General features: G+C 64.4%; 17 protein-coding genes and 2 tRNA genes. 5 read left to right on the forward strand and 14 right to left on the reverse strand.

What is annotated here, in order from left to right; all coding sequences use genetic code 11:
• The first annotated feature begins 5 nt into the window (after positions 1 to 5).
• Together CH275_RS07710 and pknB are read left to right on the forward strand one after the other, a co-directional pair.
• Positions 6 to 1382, forward strand: a complete 1377-nt coding sequence (locus tag CH275_RS07710; protein ID WP_094676751.1) for a serine/threonine-protein kinase — start codon at positions 6 to 8, stop codon at positions 1380 to 1382.
• A complete protein-coding gene (gene pknB / locus CH275_RS07715; RefSeq protein ID WP_094676753.1) occupies positions 1379 to 3307 on the forward strand; it encodes a Stk1 family PASTA domain-containing Ser/Thr kinase in 1929 nt (642 codons plus the stop codon). Before CH275_RS07710 ends, pknB begins: the two co-directional genes overlap by 4 nt.
• 16 nt (positions 3308 to 3323) lie before the next feature.
• Here pknB and CH275_RS07720 read toward each other — a convergent pair whose 3' ends face one another.
• A complete protein-coding gene (locus CH275_RS07720) occupies positions 3324 to 3965 on the reverse strand; it encodes an aminodeoxychorismate/anthranilate synthase component II (protein WP_094676755.1) in 642 nt (213 codons plus the stop codon).
• A gap of 13 nt (positions 3966 to 3978) precedes the next feature.
• On the reverse strand, positions 3979 to 4725 hold the full coding sequence (locus tag CH275_RS07725; protein WP_094676757.1) for a DUF881 domain-containing protein: 747 nt from the start codon (positions 4723 to 4725) through the stop codon (positions 3979 to 3981).
• Between the two features lie 202 nt (positions 4726 to 4927).
• Between CH275_RS07725 and crgA the strand changes: the two genes are divergently transcribed.
• Together crgA and CH275_RS07735 are read left to right on the forward strand one after the other, a co-directional pair.
• Positions 4928 to 5191 carry a cell division protein CrgA gene (gene crgA / locus CH275_RS07730; RefSeq protein WP_094677307.1) on the forward strand — a complete coding sequence of 88 codons (264 nt, stop codon included), beginning with the start codon at positions 4928 to 4930 and terminating at the stop codon, positions 5189 to 5191.
• A 36-nt stretch (positions 5192 to 5227) separates the two neighbouring features.
• The gene (locus CH275_RS07735; protein ID WP_094676759.1) at positions 5228 to 5713 is read left to right on the forward strand and encodes a PH domain-containing protein; all 486 of its coding nucleotides are present in this window, start codon (positions 5228 to 5230) and stop codon (positions 5711 to 5713) included.
• 122 nt (positions 5714 to 5835) lie between these two features.
• Here CH275_RS07735 and CH275_RS07740 read toward each other — a convergent pair whose 3' ends face one another.
• Both CH275_RS07740 and CH275_RS07745 read right to left on the reverse strand, forming a co-directional pair.
• Positions 5836 to 6765, reverse strand: coding sequence for a rhomboid family intramembrane serine protease (locus tag CH275_RS07740; RefSeq protein ID WP_094676761.1), 930 nt, complete (start codon positions 6763 to 6765; stop codon positions 5836 to 5838).
• A 25-nt stretch (positions 6766 to 6790) separates the two neighbouring features.
• Complete coding sequence (locus CH275_RS07745) at positions 6791 to 7327, reverse strand: peptidylprolyl isomerase (RefSeq protein WP_094677309.1); 537 nt, start codon at positions 7325 to 7327, stop codon at positions 6791 to 6793.
• A 94-nt stretch (positions 7328 to 7421) separates the two neighbouring features.
• Here CH275_RS07745 and CH275_RS07750 point away from each other — a divergent pair, with 94 nt between their 5' ends.
• Complete coding sequence (locus CH275_RS07750) at positions 7422 to 7838, forward strand: hypothetical protein (protein ID WP_094676763.1); 417 nt, start codon at positions 7422 to 7424, stop codon at positions 7836 to 7838.
• On the opposite strand, the gene CH275_RS07755 is transcribed toward CH275_RS07750, so the two are convergent.
• The 10 genes from CH275_RS07755 to CH275_RS07800 form a co-directional block, all read right to left on the reverse strand.
• A complete protein-coding gene (locus tag CH275_RS07755; protein ID WP_179276034.1) occupies positions 7833 to 9446 on the reverse strand; it encodes an alpha/beta hydrolase in 1614 nt (537 codons plus the stop codon). The genes CH275_RS07750 and CH275_RS07755 overlap by 6 nt on opposite strands.
• A gap of 93 nt (positions 9447 to 9539) precedes the next feature.
• The gene (locus CH275_RS07760) at positions 9540 to 10565 is read right to left on the reverse strand and encodes a GGDEF domain-containing protein (protein WP_256990910.1); all 1026 of its coding nucleotides are present in this window, start codon (positions 10563 to 10565) and stop codon (positions 9540 to 9542) included.
• A gap of 177 nt (positions 10566 to 10742) precedes the next feature.
• Positions 10743 to 11693, reverse strand: coding sequence for an acyl-ACP desaturase (locus CH275_RS07765; protein WP_094676767.1), 951 nt, complete (start codon positions 11691 to 11693; stop codon positions 10743 to 10745).
• A 401-nt stretch (positions 11694 to 12094) separates the two neighbouring features.
• Positions 12095 to 12167, reverse strand: a tRNA-Ala gene (locus CH275_RS07770).
• Between the two features lie 190 nt (positions 12168 to 12357).
• Positions 12358 to 12431: transfer RNA gene (locus CH275_RS07775), tRNA-Ile, on the reverse strand.
• A 109-nt stretch (positions 12432 to 12540) separates the two neighbouring features.
• The gene (locus tag CH275_RS29870; protein ID WP_256990911.1) at positions 12541 to 13932 is read right to left on the reverse strand and encodes a DUF3566 domain-containing protein; all 1392 of its coding nucleotides are present in this window, start codon (positions 13930 to 13932) and stop codon (positions 12541 to 12543) included.
• Positions 13933 to 16476, reverse strand: a complete 2544-nt coding sequence (gyrA, locus tag CH275_RS07785) for a DNA gyrase subunit A (RefSeq protein ID WP_094676769.1) — start codon at positions 16474 to 16476, stop codon at positions 13933 to 13935.
• Positions 16477 to 16544: 68 nt separating this feature from the next.
• Complete coding sequence (gyrB, locus tag CH275_RS07790; protein WP_094676771.1) at positions 16545 to 18587, reverse strand: DNA topoisomerase (ATP-hydrolyzing) subunit B; 2043 nt, start codon at positions 18585 to 18587, stop codon at positions 16545 to 16547.
• A 255-nt stretch (positions 18588 to 18842) separates the two neighbouring features.
• The gene (locus CH275_RS07795) at positions 18843 to 19976 is read right to left on the reverse strand and encodes a PDR/VanB family oxidoreductase (RefSeq protein WP_256990912.1); all 1134 of its coding nucleotides are present in this window, start codon (positions 19974 to 19976) and stop codon (positions 18843 to 18845) included.
• Entirely contained in the window at positions 19973 to 20890 is a 918-nt protein-coding gene (locus CH275_RS07800; RefSeq protein WP_094676775.1) for a metal-dependent hydrolase, read from the reverse strand. The genes CH275_RS07795 and CH275_RS07800 overlap by 4 nt, the downstream gene beginning before the upstream one ends.
• Between the last annotated feature and the right edge of the window lie 77 nt (positions 20891 to 20967).

The raw sequence follows: 20967 nt of genomic DNA on the forward strand, positions 1-20967 counted from the left end.
CTGAGGTGCCATTGAGCAACGGGGCCGTTATCGCCCAGCGTTATCGACTGCTGCGCCTGATCGCCACCGGCGGTATGGGTCAGGTGTGGGAGGCAATGGACAATCGCCTGGATCGCCGCGTGGCGGTCAAGGTACTCAAGGCCGAGTTCTCCGAGGACCCGGAGTTCTTGCAGCGCTTCAGGTTCGAGGCTCGCACCACGGCGCAACTGAACTATCCAGGAATCGCAGGCGTCTACGACTACGGCGAGACCCGCGACGGTGCCGGTGAATCGCTTGCCTACCTCGTGATGGAACTGGTCAACGGTGAGCCGCTCAACGCCGTGCTGGGCCGCATGTCCAGGTTGCCGCTCGGCCATGCCCTGGACATGCTCGAGCAAACCGGTCGCGCCCTGCAGATCGCGCACACCGCGGGTGTGGTGCACCGCGACGTCAAGCCCGGCAACATCCTGATCACCCCCACCGGTCAGGTCAAGATCACCGACTTCGGCATCGCCAAGGCAGTCGACGCGTCCCCGGTGACCAAGACCGGAATGGTCATGGGGACAGCGCAGTACATCGCCCCCGAACAGGCGCTCGGCGAGGAGGCCACCTCGGCATCCGACGTCTACTCGCTCGGTGTCGTCGGATACGAAGTACTCGCCGGTTCCAGGCCGTTCGTCGGTGACGGTGCACTGACCGTCGCCATGAAGCACGTCCGCGAGCAGCCGGCGCCGATGCCCGTCGACCTACCCCCCGCCGTTCGTGAACTCATCGAGATCACGATGGTCAAGGACCCGGCCGCGCGCTACGCCGACGGGGGCGAATTCGCCGACGCCGTCGCTGCAGTTCGTGCAGGGCGCCGACCGCCCGCGCCGGGGAACTCCCGCGGAACGGGCACCGGACGCGTCATGATGCCCGGGGTCGTCCCGAGTCCACAGCCGCCTCCGCCGTCGAGCACCCAGATGATGCCGACGTCTCAGCGCGAATACCGCGGACCCGTCACCGGAACGGCACCGGCCGACGTGCCGGAGCCCGCCGGCATGTCCTCGGCGCAGAAGGCCCTGGCCTGGGGCGGCGGCGGTCTGCTTCTGCTCGCGATCCTCATCGGCGGTTACGTGCTGCTGACGGGAGGCCGAGACGACACGCAGACTCCATTCGTCCAGCCGACCACCACGACGCAGCCGGTCACGACCACGCGAACCACCACCGAACCCACCACGACCACCACCGAAGAGACGACGACCGAGGAAACGACCACAACAACCACCACCACGACCACCGAACCCACCACCACGACGACGAGCCCCACCACGACGTCGGAGGAGCCGACGCAGACGACGACCACGACACCCCGGCCGCTGTTCGAGAATCCGTTTCAGCAAGAGCCACAAGGACAACGATGACGACTCCCCGTACGCTCTCCTCTCGCTACGAGCTGGGCGAGATACTCGGTTTCGGCGGCATGTCCGAGGTCCATCTGGCTCGGGATACTCGGCTCGACCGTGACGTCGCCATCAAGGTCCTGCGCGCCGATCTCGCCCGCGACCCCACGTTCTACCTCAGGTTCCGACGCGAGGCCCAGAACGCGGCCGCCCTGAACCACCCCGCCATCGTCGCCGTGTACGACACCGGTGAAGCCGAGACCGAGGCCGGTCCGCTCCCGTTCATCGTCATGGAATACGTCGATGGCGACACCCTGCGCGACATCGTGCGGGCCGAAGGACCCATGCCGCCGCGTCGGGCCATGGAGGTCATCGCCGACGTGTGTGCGGCACTCGATTTCAGCCATCGCAACGGCATCGTGCACCGCGACGTCAAACCCGCGAACATCATGATCAACAACGCGGGCGCCGTGAAGGTGATGGACTTCGGCATCGCGCGCGCCATCGCCGATTCCTCGTCACCGATGACCCAGACCGCCGCGGTGATCGGAACCGCGCAGTACCTGTCACCCGAGCAGGCCCGAGGCGAGCAGGTCGATGCACGATCGGACGTCTACTCGCTGGGATGCGTGCTGTTCGAGATCCTCACCGGCGAGCCGCCGTTCAAGGGGGACTCACCGGTCGCCGTCGCGTACCAGCACGTGCGCGAGGACCCTCAGCTGCCGTCTCTGGTCAACGACACGGTGCCCCGAGAGCTCGACTCGATCATCCTCAAGGCGATGGCGAAGAACCCGGCCAACCGTTATCAGAGCGCCGCCGAGATGCGCACCGATCTGGTTCGCGTGCTCGGCGGTCAGCGACCGAGCGCACCGATGGTGATGAACGACGAGGATCGCACCACCATCCTGGGATCGGTCGACTCCCGTCGCGCCGACTTCTCCGGCAACGACAAAGCCGCCGTCGCCGAAGCCCCCCGCGCTTCACGGCATGCCGAACCCGGCGACGAGCCGAAGAGCCGGCGTGGCCTCAAGATCGCGCTCATCTCGATCGCGTCCGTCGTCGTCGTCGCGATCGTCGGAGCATTCCTGTGGTCACTCGGTCCCGGCGCAGACCCCAAGACCGTCACCGTGCCGACCGTCGTCGGTCTGGCCTCGGACGAGGCACAACGCCAGCTCGAGGACGTCGGCCTTCGCGTCACCTTGCAGGAGAAGCCCGACGCGTCGGTGCCGGAGGGATCGGCGATCGGTACCAACCCGGCCGCCGGGTCACAGACCGAATCGCCCGGCGCGATTCAACTCGACGTGTCCTCGGGACCGCAGCAAGTGCAGGTTCCGCGACTGACCGGTCGGACGCAGGAACAGGCGGCGGACGCCTTGAACGAGGTGGGCCTCGAGCTCGATCCGACCATCGCCCGCGCGCCGTCGTCACCGGAGCAGCTCGACAAGGTCGTCGAGCAGAATCCCTCGTCCGGTGTGAGCATGAACGCCAACTCGCAGGTGCGCATCACGCTCGGCTCCGGACCCGCTCAGGTGCGGATGCCCAACGTCGTCGGCCAGCTCGTCGAGGTGGCACAACCGAACGTCGAGGGTGCCGGGCTACGCGTGCAGGTTCAGAACATCGACTCCTCGCAGCCGGTGGGTCAGGTCGTGTCGACCGATCCTGCAGGTGGCACCACCGTTGCCGAGAACACCGTCGTCACGCTGCGGGTCTCGAACGGCGACAAGATCCCGATGCCGGACCTGTCCGGTCTCACCGAATCCCAGGCCCTGACGGCGCTGGAATCGGCGGGCTGGACCGGAACCGTGTCGAACCTGTCGACCTCGAGCCTGTCGACGCTCGACCCACGGATGGTCGGCAGGGTCGTCACCCAGACTCAACCGGCGGGCTCGGAGATCAGCAAGACCGACACCATCACCGTCAGCATCGGTGTGCTCGGCATCCCCTGACAGGGACCTGGGTTGTTCAGGCGAAGGCTTCGGCGACCTGAGCTTCGAGCTTGGCGACCAGGCCTGCGTCGGTGGGCATGCCACACACCGCGAGCCAGTTGGCCAACATGCGGTGACCACCCTCGGTGAGGATCGATTCCGGGTGGAACTGCACCCCGTGGATCGGCAGGTCGGTGTGCCTCATCGCCATCACCAGACCCGACTCGGTACGGCCGATGATCTCGAGTTCGGCCGGGATGGTGTCCTCACGAACGGTCAACGAGTGGTACCGCGTAGCGGTGAAGGGTTCACTCATTCCTTCGAGAACTCCGACACCGGAATGGTGCACCAGGCTGGTCTTTCCGTGCAGCAACTCCGGTGCCTTCTCGACGGTGGCACCGAAGACGGCACCGATGGCCTGGTGTCCGAGACAGACTCCGAGCAGCGGCGTCCTGGTACGAGCGCTGGCCGACACCAGATCCATCGTGGCACCGGCGCGCTGCGGTGTACCCGGCCCTGGGCTGAGCAGAATGCCGTCGAACTGGGCGGCGACCGCATCACGATCGGTGAGGCGCTCGTCGTCGTTGCGCCAGACCTCGACATCGGCATTCAGCTGGCCCAGGTACTGGACGAGGTTGAAGACGAAGCTGTCGTAGTTGTCGACGACGAGAATACGCATGTCGACAGCGTACTCAGCGCGGCTGCGCGTACCGCATGCGCACCGATTCGGTGTAGGCGGGCACCGAGATGTCCGCGGAGGTCGCAACGTCGTAGCGAAGGCCGTACCGCACTGCGTACTGCTCGTACAACCGCACGCCCGGCTCGTTCTTCAGCGCTGCCCGTAGGCGGTCCTGGTCACCGATCGCCGCCATCACGTACGGCGGACTGTACGTCCGGCCGCCGAGTAGCAGGGTGTTCCCGATGCAGCGAGGTGCCGACGAGGCCACCAACCGTTGATCCTGCATCGCGATCGCCGACGCGCCGCCGGCCCACAACGCGTTGAGCACGCTCTGCACGTCCACCTGATGGACGACCAGATCGTCCGGTGACGCGTCGGAGGCATACGAACCGTCCGCACCGCGGGGGGCGTCGGCCATCGTGACGGTGAGACCGGCACCCGACGCAGCCTCACGGCCCGCAGCGTCGGCCAAGGAGTCGATGCGGGCCAGCGCGTCGGCGACGTCGGTGTCGACGGACGCGGTTCGCTGCTGAATGGTGTCGACTTGCTGCTCGAGCGTATTCCTGCTGCGCTCGGCCTCCTCGCTGCTGGTCCGAGCTGCGTCGACGAGGTCGGCGAGTCTGGTGGTGTCGCCTCCACGGAGTTCGGTGCCGTCGGAGACGTGTCTGGTGGTGCCGAGCAGTAGGCCGACCACAGCGCACACCGCGACGGCGAGTACCCACCATCGGGTGTCGGCCGAGTGCGTCGATCGTCGTGTCACAGGTGCTCGCAATTTGTCCGGTGGGTCGGTGCTGGGCTCACCTGGGTTAGCGTGTACAGCAACCGGGTCGGTGACCGTCACGGTCCTCGTGGAGACAATAGCCTGGGGATGGGTGACAATCACCGATCCACAGGTTCCCACGAACAGTTGTCCACAGGCCGGCCGCGGTGCCGCCGGCCGCACAGAACGCGAAGAGGAAGCAATGCCGAAGTCGAAGGTACGGAAGAAGAACGACTACACGGTCAACCCGGCGAACCGTACGCCGGTCAAGGTCAACGCCGGGCCGTCGCCGGTGTGGTACGTCGTGCTGATGCTGGGATTCATGCTGGTCGGACTCCTGTGGCTGATCGTCTACTACCTCGCAGCGGACAACATCGCCTTCATCGGAAACCTCGGTGCCTACAACTTCCTGATCGGCTTCGGGTTCATGGTCGTCGGTCTCGTGATGACCATGCGGTGGCGCTGACAGTCGAGCGAGTTACACCGATGTCATTCATCCCCAATGTGGATAAACCCTGTGGATAACTTCTCGAACGATCCACAGGGTGTGTACGAACAGCAATGGGCAACCCCCGTCGTCGCGATCGTTGCCCTGGTGGCAGGCGGAACAACACTGGCAACCGGTGCCGCACTCACATCCACCGACGCCGCCGGAACCTTCCTCGTCGGACTGGCAGCCGTCGGAATGTGGGTGATCGCGGCACTCGCCGCCGCCCAGCGCCCGCGCCTGGCCATCACCGCCGACGGATCACTGGTGATGAAACGGCTCAGCGGCATCCGCACGTACTCCCGCACCGACATCGTCCGCGTTCAGATCGTGCGCTACCCGCGCCTCGGACGACGCGTCCCGATGCTCGAACTCGACATACACCCACCCGGTGAGGACGACGATCGCCTGATCATCTTCGGCCGATGGGACCTCGGCACCGACCCTCGGGATGTGTTCGACGCCCTCGACATCCACGGTCTGGTGCCCCGCAACTCCTGAGACCCGAGACCCCGGGGGTACTCGATGTGACGTTCAGTGGCCTTTTCGGGGGTCAATGGCACATCGAGTGGACCCCGAGGGGGCCGACCGCGGGGGACTGCCGACCACGGGCAGACGGACTTCTAGAGGCCAATCTGGGCGCGGAGGTCGAGCACTCGCACCGCGATGATTCCCAGGGACACCAGAGCTACGGCGATCACCGAGATCCAGGCCATGGACAGTCCGGCCGACGCGCGTGATTGTCCCGGGCCGTGGTGCCGGTTGGGCAGAAACACCAGACCGGCGGTGGCGGCGGCACCGGCTACGAGGCCGCCCATGTGGCCCCACAGCGAGATGCCGGGGATCGAGATGCTGATGAAGATGTTGAGCGCGATCACGATCAGAATCGGTGCCGGGCTTCGCTTGAGTCGCAGCAGGATGACGGCCTGGGCACCCAGGAGGCCGAAGACCGCACCGGACGCGCCTGCGGTGAACGTCAGTGGGTCCTCGAACACCATCACCGACGCGCTACCGCCGATCAACGACAGGAGGTAGACGGCGAGATACCGGCTACGCCCCAGGACCAGTTCGACGTCGCGACCGATGAGGTAGAGCGCGAACATGTTGACCAGCAGGTGAATCGGCCCGATATGAACGAACCCGTTGCCGATGAGGCGAAACACGTCGCCGTTCGCGACGAGCAGGCTGTTGAGAGACCAGTCTCTCGCCAGCGAAGACCCGTTGAAGTTGCTGGTCACGTCGCCGGACTGAGCGGCTGTGATGCCGAAGACCACGACGTTGATCGCGATCAGGGCGTAGGTCAAGGGGGTCTTGGTCGATCGCGTGACCGGCGCACCGGCGACGGTCTGCGCAGTGCGGACGTTCTTGTTGCCCTCTCGCACGCAATCCACGCAGTGCTGACCCACGGCTGCGGCCTGCAGACATTGCGGGCATGCCGGGCGACCGCAACGCGAGCAAGCCAGGCCCGTGGGGCGATCGGGATGTCGGACGCACACCGACTGAGGTGGGTTGGGTTGGTCGCCGTACGCACCACCCCAGCCGGGGTTCGTCATCGTGAAATTCTCCCGTGACGCTCGATCAGGCGATCGTGATGCTGTTGATGACGACCTCGTCCACCGGACGATCGCCGCGACCGACCTGCGTGCTCGAGATCGCGTCGACGACCTTCTTCGACGCCTCGTCGGTGACCTCACCGAAGATGCTGTGCTTGCGGTTGAGGTGCGGGGTCTTGCCGGTGGTGATGAAGAACTGCGAACCGTTGGTGCCGGGTCCCGCATTCGCCATGGCCAACAGGTACGGACGGTCGAAAGACAGCTCGGGGTGGAACTCGTCCTCGAACTTGTAGCCCGGTCCACCCGAACCGGTGCCGGTCGGGTCCCCGCCCTGGATCATGAAGCCGTCGATGACGCGGTGGAAGACAGCACCGTCGTAGAACGGTCCGGTCTTGGAACCCGACGCGTTCTGCGTCGTGTACTCCTTGGATCCGTCCGCGAGTCCGACGAAGTTCGCGACGGTCTTGGGGGCGTGATTGCCGAACAGTTCGATGACGATGTCGCCGCGGTTGGTGTGCAGCGTGGCCGTTTGGGTCTTGTTTGGTGAAGTCACGCCCACCATCGTGCCATCTCGGGTGATCGTGCAGTGCACAACGGTGCATCGGCAAGGCTGTATCAGGAGAGTTCGACGGGCCCTGTTGTGGAACAGTGAAGGTATGACGAGCACAACGAAGTTCGAGCAGGTTCGGTCGGCCACCGGCACCGCGGGAGTTGAGCCCGTGGAACGATCCGGGCGAGCGGCGGTGTCCGCGCTGCTCGGCGCCGCATCTGCCGCGAGCAAGGGCCCGGCCGGAGTCGGCCTGCTACTGGCCAAGCAGGGCTACGGACTGGCCCGCAAGCAAGCTGCTCAGCGACGAGCAGCGACCGCGGAACGCATCGCCGAGGCGAACCGAGCCCGAGCGCTGGTCACGGACCCGTCGGGATCGCGTCGGACCAGAAAGATCCTGATCTTCGGAGCTGCCGCGGCCGTCGTGGGTGGTGTGGTGTTCCTTCTCGGTCGCCGTCGCAACGAGGTACCCCCACCCGCCGATGTTCCGCCGAGCCTGGCCGACTACGACGAGACGACGTCATAGATAGAGAATTCTCTGCAGCAGGTCGAACAGCCCGGGCCTGGCTTTGATCACGGCGTCCTCGCTGCGGTCGGCTACGACGAGTGCTGTGTTGTGTTCGCTGGTGGACCCCTGGGTGAGATAGTCGCCGTGTCCCTCCGATCCGTCGGTGTCGAGCACCGCGACTCCGTCCAGCGCACCCGGATCACGGCCGAATGCACCGAGGTCTGCGACCACATCACCGTCGGCCTCGGCGACGAACACGTGTCCGCCCGGAAGCTCGAGGTCCGCCGCGCTGTGTGTACCCAATCCCGGTGATCCCAGAGCCACGAACTCGTCGACCCCGGTGCCGTCCCGAAGAGCAGACGCCGAGGTGAGCGATCCGTACGAGTGGGCAACCACCGACAGATGCGGATCGTTCGCACGCGCGGCGTCGAGTCCGTCCAGAAACGGACCGAGCCGCCTGGCACCCGCCTGCGCCGCCAGAGCGGATACCACGGATCGGTCGGGATCGAGCAGGCTCCAACCCAGCTGAGGGGTCTGATAGTTCATCCAGGTCACGGAGGCGACGCTCTCTCCCTGATCACTCTGAAGTAGTTGCTGCACAGCAGAATTCAGGCTATCCATATTTCCGTCGTAGCCGTCCAGGTCTTCGTGGACGGTCGAACCCAACCCGGGTACGAAGACTGCCACATGAGTGGCCGTATCGACATCGCCCACCGCGATAGCCGCCGTGGTCTCCTCGTACGAGGCATTGTCGAGCACCAGAAGCTGTCGATCCCCCTGCGCCAGAACCTTTTCTATCGCATCGAGCGAGGCCAACCGCTTGCGGGTCTGCTCCAACCCGGCGTCCGCATCACTGAAGATTCCACCGAACACGTTGTGTCCCAGCTCGTTCTGCAGTTCGACTTCGGCTTCGTGCAATCGCAGTCGCTCGGCAACCAGCACTCGCCGGTTTGCACTGTCACGCACCCGACCCGGCAGGCCGTCGAGATTACCGATCACCTCGGGATGCTCGACGATCAAGCGCGTGCGTGCAGCAGGCGACAGCGCACTCCAGAACGCGGCGTTGCCGGCCGACGTCCCGTCGCTCGGCACCGAGGCCGCAACTGCCGTTGCAACCACGGTGGCGGAGGCTCCCCCGGCGAGGCGTCGAGCCAAGGCGTCGTCGAAGGCCGTGGCTGTTCGCAGCAGCTGAGAGATTCGTGCCTGTAGCTCCTCGTGCAGACGACGACGATCACGCCTCGTCGACCACAGGTCCGAGAGCGCAACCGAGTACGACGCGAGCATGTCGGTCACCGCACCGTCGGATCCGACGCCGAACCGGGACTCGGTGGCCTCCTGCTCCACCCTGTGCAGTGCTGCGCACAGACTCGCCATGTCGATCGAGGCCTCGGCTGTACAGAGGGCGACCCGGAGCAACTCGGCGGAAGCGTCACCCAGTGCGGATCGAATGCGCCTCATCGTCTCCCGAGCCGCATCGGCTGCAGGACCGGACCATTCGTCGCCGAACACTGTGTCTGTCAGCGAGGCGGGCGCGGTGGCCAGTTCGTGCCAGCTCCGCATCAGGACGTCGGACGCAGAAGCCAGAACGCGGCTGTCCCAAGATCTGACATCGTCGAGAGTGACCATCCGACAAGTCAACCCGCTGCACATACCCCGCTACGAAATCTATCCCCAGCCTGTGGATGAAATCTGGGGATCAGCGAAGCGTTCGGGCGCGAGTCACTGCGCGATTCTGCGAACCGGGCCGCTGTTGCCTGCACCCGGATCGGTCGGACGACTGGTCCGCGGCGGCCTGCTCCGCTTCGCCCGGTAGAGATCGGCGTCCGCGGCCCGGTAGATTTCGCCCCACCGGTGCCCGGCGGGCATACACGCGAGTCCGACGCTCCACTCTGCGCGATGAGCGCGACGCAGACGATCGATGATCTGCAGTGCTTCCTTTTCGAGCACACCCGGCATGAAAAGGACGAACTCGTCGCCGCCGAGCCGACCGAGAACATCTCGTTTGGTCAGCTGCCCCTTCCAGGCCTTCGAAACCCTGGTCAGGAGAACATCACCGGCGATGTGACCGTACTCGTCGTTGATCTCCTTGAAATTGTCCAGATCGAGCACTGCCAGGCTCACCGACAGACCGCGCGCAGCACAGGCCGGCAGCATCTTCTCGATCTTGGACTCGAACCCGAAACGATTCAAGAGTCCGGTCAACGCGTCGTGCGTCGAGAAATAACGCATCCGGCGCGCGAAGACACCGAACACCTCGGTCGCACCGACGATGCCGAGGGCGACGAGAATGTAGGTGATGAACGGTGTTCCGTACGGCGCGATCGCGGCCCCGATCACTGCCGAAACAGCAAGCACGGCAACCCATATGCCAGCGTTCCGCTCGGACCAGAAAGCACCGATGTGCATGCCGAGGAACATGGCCGCCTGCACACAGATCAAGAACGCGGGCATCGTGTCGCTACTACCCAGCGCACAGGCGAGTGCTACCACCGACAGTGCCGTCGCGCATCCAACCGCTCGTTTGGGACTCGGCACGCCCGCTCGTGCCAGAACCACGATCGCCAGGGGCCCCAACACCAGTGCCAGCGCCGCCAGAACTTGTTGAGCACCGGTCAGATTGGACCACGACGCTATGGCGCTGGCCGTATACAGAACCGTCGTGACGGCCGCGAACACAGCGAGCATGCGACCGGACTCGTCGAACGAGGGCCTGCTCACCATCATATGCACGCCGAGCTGGGCCATGATCGAGCCTCAGTGCAGCACCACGAACCGAACGAGACCCCACCACTCACCTGATACCCCCCAGGCACCATCGGCCCTCCCCACGCAGCACGGCCATGGCCTCACATGACCCAACGATGACCGGACTCTAACACCTTCGAGCCGTGACCACGATTCTGTGGAGGGGTACGCAGCAGGTCAGGAGGCCTTCTCGGCGCGCGCAGCCTCCCTGGCGAGCAGTCGATCCCGAGACTCCTCGAACTTCGTCGCCTTGGCTTCCAAGTCGTCGACGAACGCGGCCAGCCGATCGCGATCCCGCTCGCCTTCACCGGTGAAATCGTTGCGCTCGAAGATCTTCCACTTACGCAACACGGGCATCAGTACCTCGTCCAGATGCTGCCGGAGATCGTAGATTCCGTTCTTGGCCAGAATCATCGCGTTCTTGCGAAAGTTCGGCATGTTCAGACCGGGCATCTGGAAGTCCGTCGCGACATCGGCAATGGCGCGAACCATCTGATCGGGCACCAGATCCAACGACGCCTCACCGAGGTTCCGATAGAAGATCATGTGCAAATTCTCGTCCGCAGCAACACGAGCCAACATTCGATCCGCCACAGGATCGCCACATGCCAGTCCCGTGTTTCGGTGCGACACCCTCGTCGCCAGCTCCTGAAACGTCACGTACGCCACAGAATGCAGAAAATTCGCCCCGTCCATCGGCGCATCGACGCCCACCGTCATGTGGTGCATCCGAGCGCGCTCCAACTCCACGGGATCGACCGCACGGGTAACCACCAGATAGTCACGCATCACGATCCCGTGGCGATTCTCTTCCGCAGTCCAGCGCCCCACCCACGTACCCCAGGCACCGTCCAACGAAAAATTGTCGGCCAACCCGCGGTGATACGACGGCAGATTGTCCTCGGTCAGCAGGTTGGTGATCATCGCCGTGCGGGCCAATTCCGACAACGACGACTGCTCGAGGGACCAGTCCTCCCCGCCCATCGCCGCGAAATTTCGGCCCAGATCCCACGGCACGTAGTCATGCGGATGCCATTCCTTCGCCATCGAGAGATGGCGATTCAAATTGGCTTCCAAAGTGCCGTCGAGTTCGGTCAACAGCTCTTCATGATTGAGAACACGCGTCATCTACGGGGCTCCTTCGAACATCGAGGTGCCCGAACCGCCAACCGATTCGAGACAGTGGCGAACATCGCTCGCCGAGAACCAACGACGGCACACCCCCCTGCGGTGTGCCGTCGAGATCGTTCACATCGTTCCGAGAACCGACGTTCTTGCACTGCGACAACGCTATGGATGACGGCCGGAATGCGAAACAGAACAGTCGAGGGTCTGGACATATTGGCGCCCAGCACAACCCCACCTTGGGTTCGATCACAATCCCGGTGCCGGGCCCGCCTCGGCTCCCATGGGCACTCGATGTCACGTCGAGTGGACTTTTCGGGGGTCAATGGCACATCGAGTGGACTTGGGTGACCTACCGGGCGCACAAAAAAAGACGCCCACCGAGGTGGGCGTCTTCGTTCTTGTGGAGCCTAGGAGATTCGAACTCCTGACATCTGCCTTGCAAAGGCAGCGCTCTACCAACTGAGCTAAGGCCCCGGGTGTTGCCGGGAATCGTGGACGAACTCTACACGCCCACTCCGAACGACTGTCACGCGGTGGAGATGCTGTGCCAGACGCCATCCGAGCTGCGCGTCGAGCGCACCTTCGCTAGTGTCAGCACTGCGATCACCGCCGATGCAACGAGAAGAAGGATTTTCACGTCCCGCCTCTTTTCGTTCGTTCGGTGTGGGCCTAGGAGGACTTGAACCTCCGACCTCTTCCTTATCAGGGAAGCGCTCTAACCGCCTGAGCTATAGGCCCTCATCACTGCTTCGGGCCGAAGAATTCCTCTCCTCGAACCGAGGGATGAGATTACCGTATCGGGCCGCTGTCTTCCAAAACGGCCCGATACGGCTCTCGATTGTGCAGGTCAGTCCCGGTCTGCCAGTGTCACTTCGACGCCACCGACCAGGTCCGACGACAGGTTGTAGATGAAGGCGCCGATGGTGGTGAGGGCGGTGAAGAGTACGACATTGATCACACCGATGACCGCCGCGTAGCCGAACACCTGCCCCGCGCTCACCAGTCCGCCGTCGCCGGATTCGTTGACGATCTCGGTGAAGGCACTGTTGAGACGGTCCCAGACGCCCATGCCGTCGAGCACGGCGTACAGCAAGCCGACGGCCACCATCCAGACGAAGAACAGCGATACCGCGATGACGAGTGCGATCTTGAGCGTCGACCACGGATCGATCTTGCGAATCTGGATGGTCGCGCGCAGAGGATCGCCGTCCGCGCTTGGCACAGCTGTGATGGTGGCGGGCGCTGCGCGGTCGGATTGGGACGGCTCGGGATGCCGGACGGCGGATAGATCAGGCATGTCCTTCGCCAGATCCTTGCGCTCGATGTGGCGGGTGGGCCCATCGATCACCGCTGCCTTGGACCGGGCCGCGTCACGCCGTTCGGTCTTGTCCTCGGTCGACTCGCGCTGGATCGCCTCGGCAACCGTGCGATCCGATCGGTCGAACTCCGCGTTCGGAGGCAGAGCGGCACCGCGACCCGAAAGATTGGTCTGCGGCTGGTTCTGCGGCTGCTGCCGGTCGTCTGCACCCTGCGACGCAGGACGCTGACCGGCGCCACGCTGCCACGGCGGAGTTCCGGACCCACCCTGCGCACCATCGGCCTGCTGGGCGGGCATCGCCTGGGTGGCTGCTGGCGCGGCCTGTTCTCCGCGAACGGGTGCAGGAGCCGGACGCGTCGCGTTACCAGGAGCGGCCTCTGCCGATCCCACCGGTGCCTGCGTCGACTCGGCGGGCACCTGGTTCCGCGGCGGAGCCGGACGAGCCGGTAGGCCTGCCGGTGCCTGCCGCTCCGGTGGTCGACCGTTGGACTGCTGGCCACCGTTCGGCTGCTGACCGCCATTGGGCTGCGGAGAAACAGGTTGGTTCGGGCCGGGCTGAGCCTGCGGAGGACCGGACTGAACCGGCCGAGATGTCGGGGGACCCTGCTCGGCCGCGCCCCGAGGTCCCTGAGACGGCGGTCCCTGAGGTGCAGGCGGTCGCTGCGGGGGCGGCCCCTGCGTCGGTCGAGCCGGGCCGCTCGGAGCTCCTTGTGGCGGACGCACCGGCGGGCGGGCACCTCCCTGCGGGGCGGGGCCACGGCCGGCTGCGGGCGCAGGACGGGCGGCCGGCTGTGGGCGATTGCCCGGGCGAGCTCCCTCGGGCGGCGCGGGACGCGCGGGCTGCTCGGCCCGCGCGGCGTCCCGGCTGTCCGGGGCTCCGTTGGGGCCGGGCCTGCTACCAGGCCGGTTGGGAGTGCTCACTTACGACTCCTTCGCTGCATCGTCTTCGGTGCCCACGGCGTCCGGTTCGATCTCGTCGGCGTTGCGCGCGATCGCGAGCAGTGTGTCGCCTTCACCGAGATTCATCAACCGCACGCCCTTGGTCTGTCGGCCGGCTTTCCGAACCTGCTTGGCAGCGGTCCGGATTACGCCACCACTGGACGTGATGGCGTACAGCTCGTCCTCGTCGTCGACGATGAGAGCTCCCACCAGCGTGCCACGCTTCGGGTCGTACTGAATTGTCAGCACTCCCTTTCCGCCGCGGCCCTGCTGTGGGTAGTCCTCCATCGCGGTGCGCTTGGAGTAGCCACCCGACGTTGCGACCAGCAAGAACTTGTTCTCGCTGACGACGTTGAGCGAGAGCAACTCGTCCTCACCGTTGAATCGCATCCCCTGGACACCGGAGGTGGCGCGGCCCATCGGTCGCAATACCTCGTCGGTGGCGGAGAACCGGATCGACTGACCCTGTGCCGACACCAGCAACAGATCGTCGTCGGAGGACGCAAGCACGGCCCCGACCAACTCGTCGTCGCCGCGCAGGTTGACGGCAACGATGCCGCCGCTGCGGTTCGAATCGAAATCGGTCAGTCGCGACTTCTTGACCAGACCACCCTTGGTGGCGAGCACCAGATAGGGCGCGTCCTCGTAGGTCTTGATCTGGATGACCTGTGCGATGCGTTCGTCGGGTTGGAACGCGAGCAGGTTCGCGACGTGCTGACCGCGGGCGGTGCGGTTCGCCTCGGGCAGCTCGTAGGCCTTGGCCCGGTAGACGCGGCCCTTGGTGGTGAAGAACAGGATCCAGTCGTGCGTCGAGCAGACGAAGAACTTGCTGACGATGTCGTCCTGTTTGAGGCCCGCACCCATGACGCCCTTGCCGCCGCGCTTCTGCGATCGGTAGAGGTCGGTCTTGGTGCGCTTGGCGTAGCCGGTCTCGGTGATCGTGACGACCACGTTCTCCCGCGCGATCAGGTCCTCGTCGTTGACGTCCCCGTCGGAGGCGATGATGCGCGTACGACGGTCGTCGCCGAACTTCTCGACGATCTCGGCGAGCTCGTCTCGAACAATCTGTCGCTGACGGTCCTCGTTGGCGAGAATGTCCTTGAGGTCCGCGATCGTAATTTCCAGTTCGGCCAAATCGTCGATGATCTTCTGGCGTTCGAGGGCTGCGAGGCGCCGCAGCTGCATGTCGAGGATCGCCTGGGCCTGAATCTCGTCGATGTCGAGCAGGTCGATCAAGCCCTGCCTGGCCAGATCCACCGTCTGGGACGCCCGGATGAGTGCAATGACCTCGTCCAGCGCGTCGAGCGCCTTGACAAGTCCGCGCAGAATGTGGGCCCGCTCCTCCGCTCTGCGCAGCCGGTACCGAGTGCGCCGAACGATCACGTCGAGTTGGTGCGTGACGTAGAACCGAATCATCTGGTCCAGGCGCAACGTACGCGGAACACCGTCGACGATCGAGAGCATGTTCGCGCCGAAGCTCGTCTGCAGCTGCGAATGCTTGTAGAGGTTGTTGAGCACCACCTTCGCGACCGCGTCACGCTTGATGGTGACGACGATGCGCATACCGACTCGGTCGGACGACTCGTCGTCGATCTTCGAGATGCCCGACATCTTGCCGTCGCGTACCTGCTCGGCGATCGAGGTGATCAGGTTGTCCGGGTTGACCTGGTACGGCAGCTCGGTGATGACGATCGTGGTGCGGCCGTTGGAATCTTCTTCGATCTCGACGACGCCGCGCATCCGGATCGAACCGCGCCCGGTCGAGTACGCGTCCTGGATGCCCTGGCCACCGACGATGAGTCCGTGTGTGGGGAAGTCCGGACCCTTGACGCGTTCCATGCAGGCCGCGAGAGTTGCTTCCTCGTCCGCCTCGAAGTTGTCCAGGGCCCAGAACACCGCGTCGCCCAGTTCACGCAGATTGTGCGGGGGGATGTTGGTGGCCATACCGACGGCGATGCCGTTGGAGCCGTTCATCAACAGGTTCGGCACCCGTGACGGAAGTACCGTCGGCTCTTGGGTTTTGCCGTCGTAGTTGGGGATGAAATCGACGGTTTCCTCGTCGATGTCGCGCAGCATCTCCATTGCGAGCGGGGTCAGCCGAGCCTCGGTGTATCGCATGGCGGCCGCACCGTCGTTGCCGCGCGAACCGAAGTTGCCCTGACCGTCGACAAGTGGGTACCGCATCGACCACGGCTGTGCCAGACGCACCAGTGCGTCGTAGATCGAGGTGTCGCCGTGCGGGTGGTAGTTACCCATCGTTTCCGCAACGGGGCGTGCGGATTTGACGTAGCTGCGGTCGGGACGGAAGCCCGAGTCGTACATCGCGTAGAGCACTCGGCGGTGCACCGGCTTGAGTCCGTCACGGACCTCGGGCAGTGCACGACCGACGATGACGCTCATGGCGTAATCGATGTAGCTGCGCTGCATTTCCTGCTGGATGTCGACCGGATCGATCCGGTCGCCGCCCTCTGCGTTGGTGGTCGAACCCGGCGGGGGTCCTACCGGCGGTTCGGTGATGTCAGACATGCAAATCTCCTCGAGAAGCGGTCACCTTCACGCACCGAGAGAACTCGTCGGCGCGTGAAGGGAAGTGACTAGACGTCAAGAAAGCGAACATCTTTCGCGTTGCGCGCGATGAAGCTTCGGCGTGCGGACACGTCCTCGCCCATCAGGACGCTGAACAGTTCGTCTGCAGCGGCGGCGTCGTCGAGGGTGACGAGACGCAGCACTCGCACGGCCGGGTCCATGGTCGTTTCCCACAGTTCCTTGGCGTTCATCTCGCCGAGGCCTTTGTATCGCTGGACGCCGTCTTCGATGTTGATCTTGCGCTTGTTGGCGATGCCGGCCTCGAGCAATCCGTCGCGCTCTCGATCGGAGTACGCGAAGTCGGGCTCACCGCGACTCCACTTCAGCTTGTACAGCGGCGGCATGGCCAGGTAGACGTGACCGTTCTCGATCAACGGACGCATGAACCGGAACAGCAATGTCATCAGCAGCGTGGAGATGTGTTGACCGTCGACATCGGCGTCGGCCATCAGAACGATCTTGTGATAGCGCAGCTTGGCGAGATCGAACTCGTCGTGGATGCCGGTGCCGAACGCGGTGATGATGGCCTGGACCTCGTTGTTCTTGAGGACGCGGTCGATACGGGCCTTCTCGACGTTGATGATCTTTCCGCGCAGCGGCAGGATTGCCTGAAACATCGAGTCTCGACCGGACTTGGCCGAGCCGCCGGCGGAGTCGCCCTCCACGATGTAGATCTCGGACTTGCTCGGGTCGTTCGATCGGCAGTCGGCGAGCTTGCCGGGCAGCCCGCCGATATCGGTTGCGCTCTTGCGCCGCACCATCTCTCGCGCCTTACGCGCGGCCAGTCGAGCCTGGGCGGACGACACGGCCTTGTTGATGATCGTCTTGGCGTCGGCCGGGTTCGACTCGAACCAGTGCGAGAGATGCTCGTTGCAGGCCTTGAGGACGAACGACCTGATCTCGGTGTTTCCGAGCTTGGTCTTGGTCTGTCCCTCGAACTGCGGCTCGCCCACGCGTACCGAGATGACCGCAGCGAGTCCCTCTCGGATGTCGTCGCCGGTGAGCTTGATGTCCTTTTCCTTGACCAGCTTCTTCTCGAGTGCGTACTTGTTCACCGTGGACGTCAACGCGGTACGGAAACCCTCTTCGTGGGTACCGCCCTCGTGCGTGTTGATCGTGTTGGCGAAGGTGTGTACCGACTCGGAGTAACCGGCGTTCCACTGCATGGCGATCTCGACCTCGTGGCCCTCACCCTTACCGGTGAAGCCCACGACGGAGTTGTGGATCGCAGTCTTCGTCCGGTTGATGTGCTTGACGAAATCGACCAGACCGTCGGGGTAGTGATACGTCCGCTTGCGCACCTTGGCCGGTTTCGCGTTGGCGGCGTCAGCCTGCTCTTCCTCGGCGGTCTTGGGTGCCTCGGCGGTCTCGCCCAGTTCCTCCTCGGTGGCGTCGGTGGCGGCCACCCTCTCGTCGGTGAAGTTGATGGTCAGTCCCTTGTTCAGGAACGCCATCTCCTGCAGGCGACGGTGCACGGTCTCGAAGCTGTAGTCGAGAGTCTCGAAGATCTTGCCGTCGGCCCAGAAGCGAACCGTGGTGCCGGTCTCGGTGGTGTCGCCGACAGTCTCGAGAGGGCCGGGCTTGGCGTAGTCGTAGGTCTGCTTGTAGCGGTGCCCGTCACGCGCGATCTGCAATTCGACCTTGGTGGACAGCGCGTTGACGACGGAGATGCCGACGCCGTGCAGGCCGCCGGAGACGGCGTAGGAGTCGGAGTCGAACTTGCCACCGGCGTGCAGCTGGGTCATGACGACCTCGACGGTGGGAACACCGGAGGCGTGCATGGCGACGGGAATTCCGCGGCCGTCGTCCTTGACCTCGACGCTGCCGTCCACGTGGATGGTGACGTCCACGGTGGAGGCGTAACCGGCCATGGCCTCGTCGACGGAGTTGTCGACGACCTCCCAGATCAGGTGGTGCAGGCCTCGCTCACCGGTGGATCCGATGTACATACCGGGCCTTTTACGAACCGCTTCCAGTCCCTCGAGGACCGTGATGGACGAAGCGCCGTAATCCTTGCTGTTCTCGTTGTTACCTGACTTCTGGGCAGCCACGGTTAGCTGGTTCTCCTTCTACGCGTCCACTACCCCGCTCACACCCCGTCAGGGTGCTACCGCAGGGGCCGACGCAGCCGATTCGACCGCGCCCGGGCCCATACGTTTGTTCCGGGCTTCTCTCGTACCGGTCCATAGTACTGGTTGCCCACGACAGCCATGGCGCGATGACACCCCGAAAAGGCCCCTGATTGCTTCACAGGCGCATTTTTTCGGTATCGGCCGACAAAGATGAAGGGTAAAACCGGCGATCGGCTACAGATCGAGCACGATCCGCTGGCCCTCGGATCGCGAGACACAGATCAACATCTCGTGTTGCTGCTCCTCGGCAGTGAGTCGATTCTCTCGATGCTGCGGTGTTCCGTTGAGCACACGAACCCTGCAGGTTCCGCAGAAGCCTTGCTGGCAGGAATACGCGATGTCGGGTCGCACCCGCCGAATGGCATGCAGCGCAGTCTCGTCCGGACCGACGACGATGACGTCTCCGGAGTCGACCAGCTGTACCTCGAACTCCGTACCGTTCTTCACCGGTGGAGGAGAGAAACGCTCGAAGTGCAGATGCGTCGCAGGCAGCGAGTCGAACGACACCCGCACGAGGTCGATCATCGGCGGTGGCCCGCACACGTAGACCGAACCGCCGGGGGCGGCGGCACCGAGTAGATCCATGCTCGACGGCATGCCGTCCACATCGTCGGTGCGGACGGTCACGCGGTCGGAATCCCAGCCGGCGATCTCGTCGAGGAACGGCATCGAATCGCGGGAACGTCCGCAGTACACGAGATGCCAGTCCATCCCGGATTCGCGGGCGCGACGCACCATCGAGATGATGGCGGTGATACCGATCCCGCCGGCCACGAACACCGCATGTTCGGACGGGACGAACGGAAAACCGTTGCGCGGTCCGCGAATCGATACTTCGGTACCGACGGTCAGGTCGTGCATCTCTCGGGATCCGCCGCCGCCGTCCGGAACCAGACGAACCGCGATGGAGTAGGTGTCGGCGTCGGGCAGGCCACACAACGAGTACTGCCGACGCCGTCCGGACGGAAGATAGAAGTCGAGGTGCATCCCCGGCGCCCACGCCGGTAGAACCGAACCGTCGGTGGCGGCGAAGGTCAACAGGACGACGTTCTCGTCGACGCAGAGCACCTCACGCGACATCAGCGTGACCGTGTGGGTACGCACCACGAGTGGTGCCGCGAACGACGAGTCGTACTCGTCACCGTCGAGCAGCGCGAACCACTTGTCGAGCGCATCCGTCACCAGAGAAACCGTCTGATCGGGTTCGTCGCGTCCGTACAGATTCTTCGGAATGGTGCGCCCGACCCGAAACGAGTCGACCATCTGTGCCATTGCGCCGAGCTTGCTCCGCAACGTGCGTTTTGTCATCGATCGGCGGACCTGGCTGCCGGTGAGGTGGCCAGATACTGGACTGCCTGCGCAGTCGACCCTTCCTGAGACGGGTGGTACGTGCTCTTGAAGTAGCGCAGCGACGCCTTCACCATCGACATCGGTGTCGGGAAAAGACCTGCCTTGGTCACCTGCCGAAAATCCCGGAACGACGGTATGCGCTGCTTCGCTGGGAGATGGGCGAGCGACGGGTCCTGGCTCATGAGAAAGCGGACACCGCGCGTCCAGAACCAGACGAGGGTGGGCGCGATGACGACGTACGTACGGATCCGGCGGGCGGGACGCACATCGAAGTACCGCATCACCTCGTAGGCCACCGACCGATGCTCGACCTCCTCGGCACCGTGCCAGCGCAACAGATCCAACATGATCGGATCGATGTTGGCCTCGTCCAACTCGGATGCGTTGAGAACCCAGTCGCCCAGGAACGCGGTGAGATGCTCGGCAGCGGCGATCAGAGCGAGGCGCTCGACCAGACTGTTCTGACCGTGTCCCGATCTGTTGCCGAGAGCGCGGCCGAACAGGAACTTCATCTGGTCGACGTACGGATCGACATCGATGCCGTGCGCCCGTAGCTGATCGTGCACTTCGGTATGCGCCTGCGCGTGCATCGCCTCCTGGCCGATGAAGCCGATGACGTCGTCACGCAACTGATCGTCGTGGATCAGCGGCAGGGCCTCTTTGAAGGTGCGCACGAACCACTCCTCACCCTCGGGGAGAAGCAGATGCATCACATTGATCAGATGTGTCGCGAGTGGGTCGCCGTCCATGTAATGCAACGGCAGGCTCTTCCAGTCGAATTCGACGTTACGAGCGTGCAGAATCACCCGGTCCTCGGGTGTGCCGTCGACGTCGACGGCCGCTGCCGAAGACTTCTTCGTGGGTGCAGACACAACTTCTCCTCGTCCGATGGCCGCGCATCACAGATATTCGGTCCCCCGACCGGTGCGTGTCCCGAATCACGCTACGC

Source organism: Rhodococcus sp. 06-235-1A (assembly GCF_002258785.1).
GTDB lineage: Bacteria > Actinomycetota > Actinomycetes > Mycobacteriales > Mycobacteriaceae > Rhodococcoides.

Excerpts from the sequence above, each read along its gene's own strand:
- pknB (WP_094676753.1), top strand. The coding sequence starts at position 1,379 with ATGACGACTCCCCGTACGCTCTCCTCTCGCTACGAGCTGGGCGAGATA.
- CH275_RS07720 (WP_094676755.1), bottom strand. The coding sequence starts at position 3,965 with ATGCGTATTCTCGTCGTCGACAACTACGACAGCTTCGTCTTCAACCTC.
- crgA (WP_094677307.1), top strand. The coding sequence starts at position 4,928 with ATGCCGAAGTCGAAGGTACGGAAGAAGAACGACTACACGGTCAACCCG.
- CH275_RS07735 (WP_094676759.1), top strand. The coding sequence starts at position 5,228 with ATGTGGATAAACCCTGTGGATAACTTCTCGAACGATCCACAGGGTGTG.
- CH275_RS07740 (WP_094676761.1), bottom strand. The coding sequence starts at position 6,765 with ATGACGAACCCCGGCTGGGGTGGTGCGTACGGCGACCAACCCAACCCA.
- CH275_RS07745 (WP_094677309.1), bottom strand. The coding sequence starts at position 7,327 with ATGGTGGGCGTGACTTCACCAAACAAGACCCAAACGGCCACGCTGCAC.
- CH275_RS07750 (WP_094676763.1), top strand. The coding sequence starts at position 7,422 with ATGACGAGCACAACGAAGTTCGAGCAGGTTCGGTCGGCCACCGGCACC.
- CH275_RS07755 (WP_179276034.1), bottom strand. The coding sequence starts at position 9,446 with ATGGTCACTCTCGACGATGTCAGATCTTGGGACAGCCGCGTTCTGGCT.
- CH275_RS07760 (WP_256990910.1), bottom strand. The coding sequence starts at position 10,565 with ATGGCCCAGCTCGGCGTGCATATGATGGTGAGCAGGCCCTCGTTCGAC.
- CH275_RS07765 (WP_094676767.1), bottom strand. The coding sequence starts at position 11,693 with ATGACGCGTGTTCTCAATCATGAAGAGCTGTTGACCGAACTCGACGGC.
- gyrA (WP_094676769.1), bottom strand. The coding sequence starts at position 16,476 with ATGTCTGACATCACCGAACCGCCGGTAGGACCCCCGCCGGGTTCGACC.
- CH275_RS07795 (WP_256990912.1), bottom strand. The coding sequence starts at position 19,976 with ATGACAAAACGCACGTTGCGGAGCAAGCTCGGCGCAATGGCACAGATG.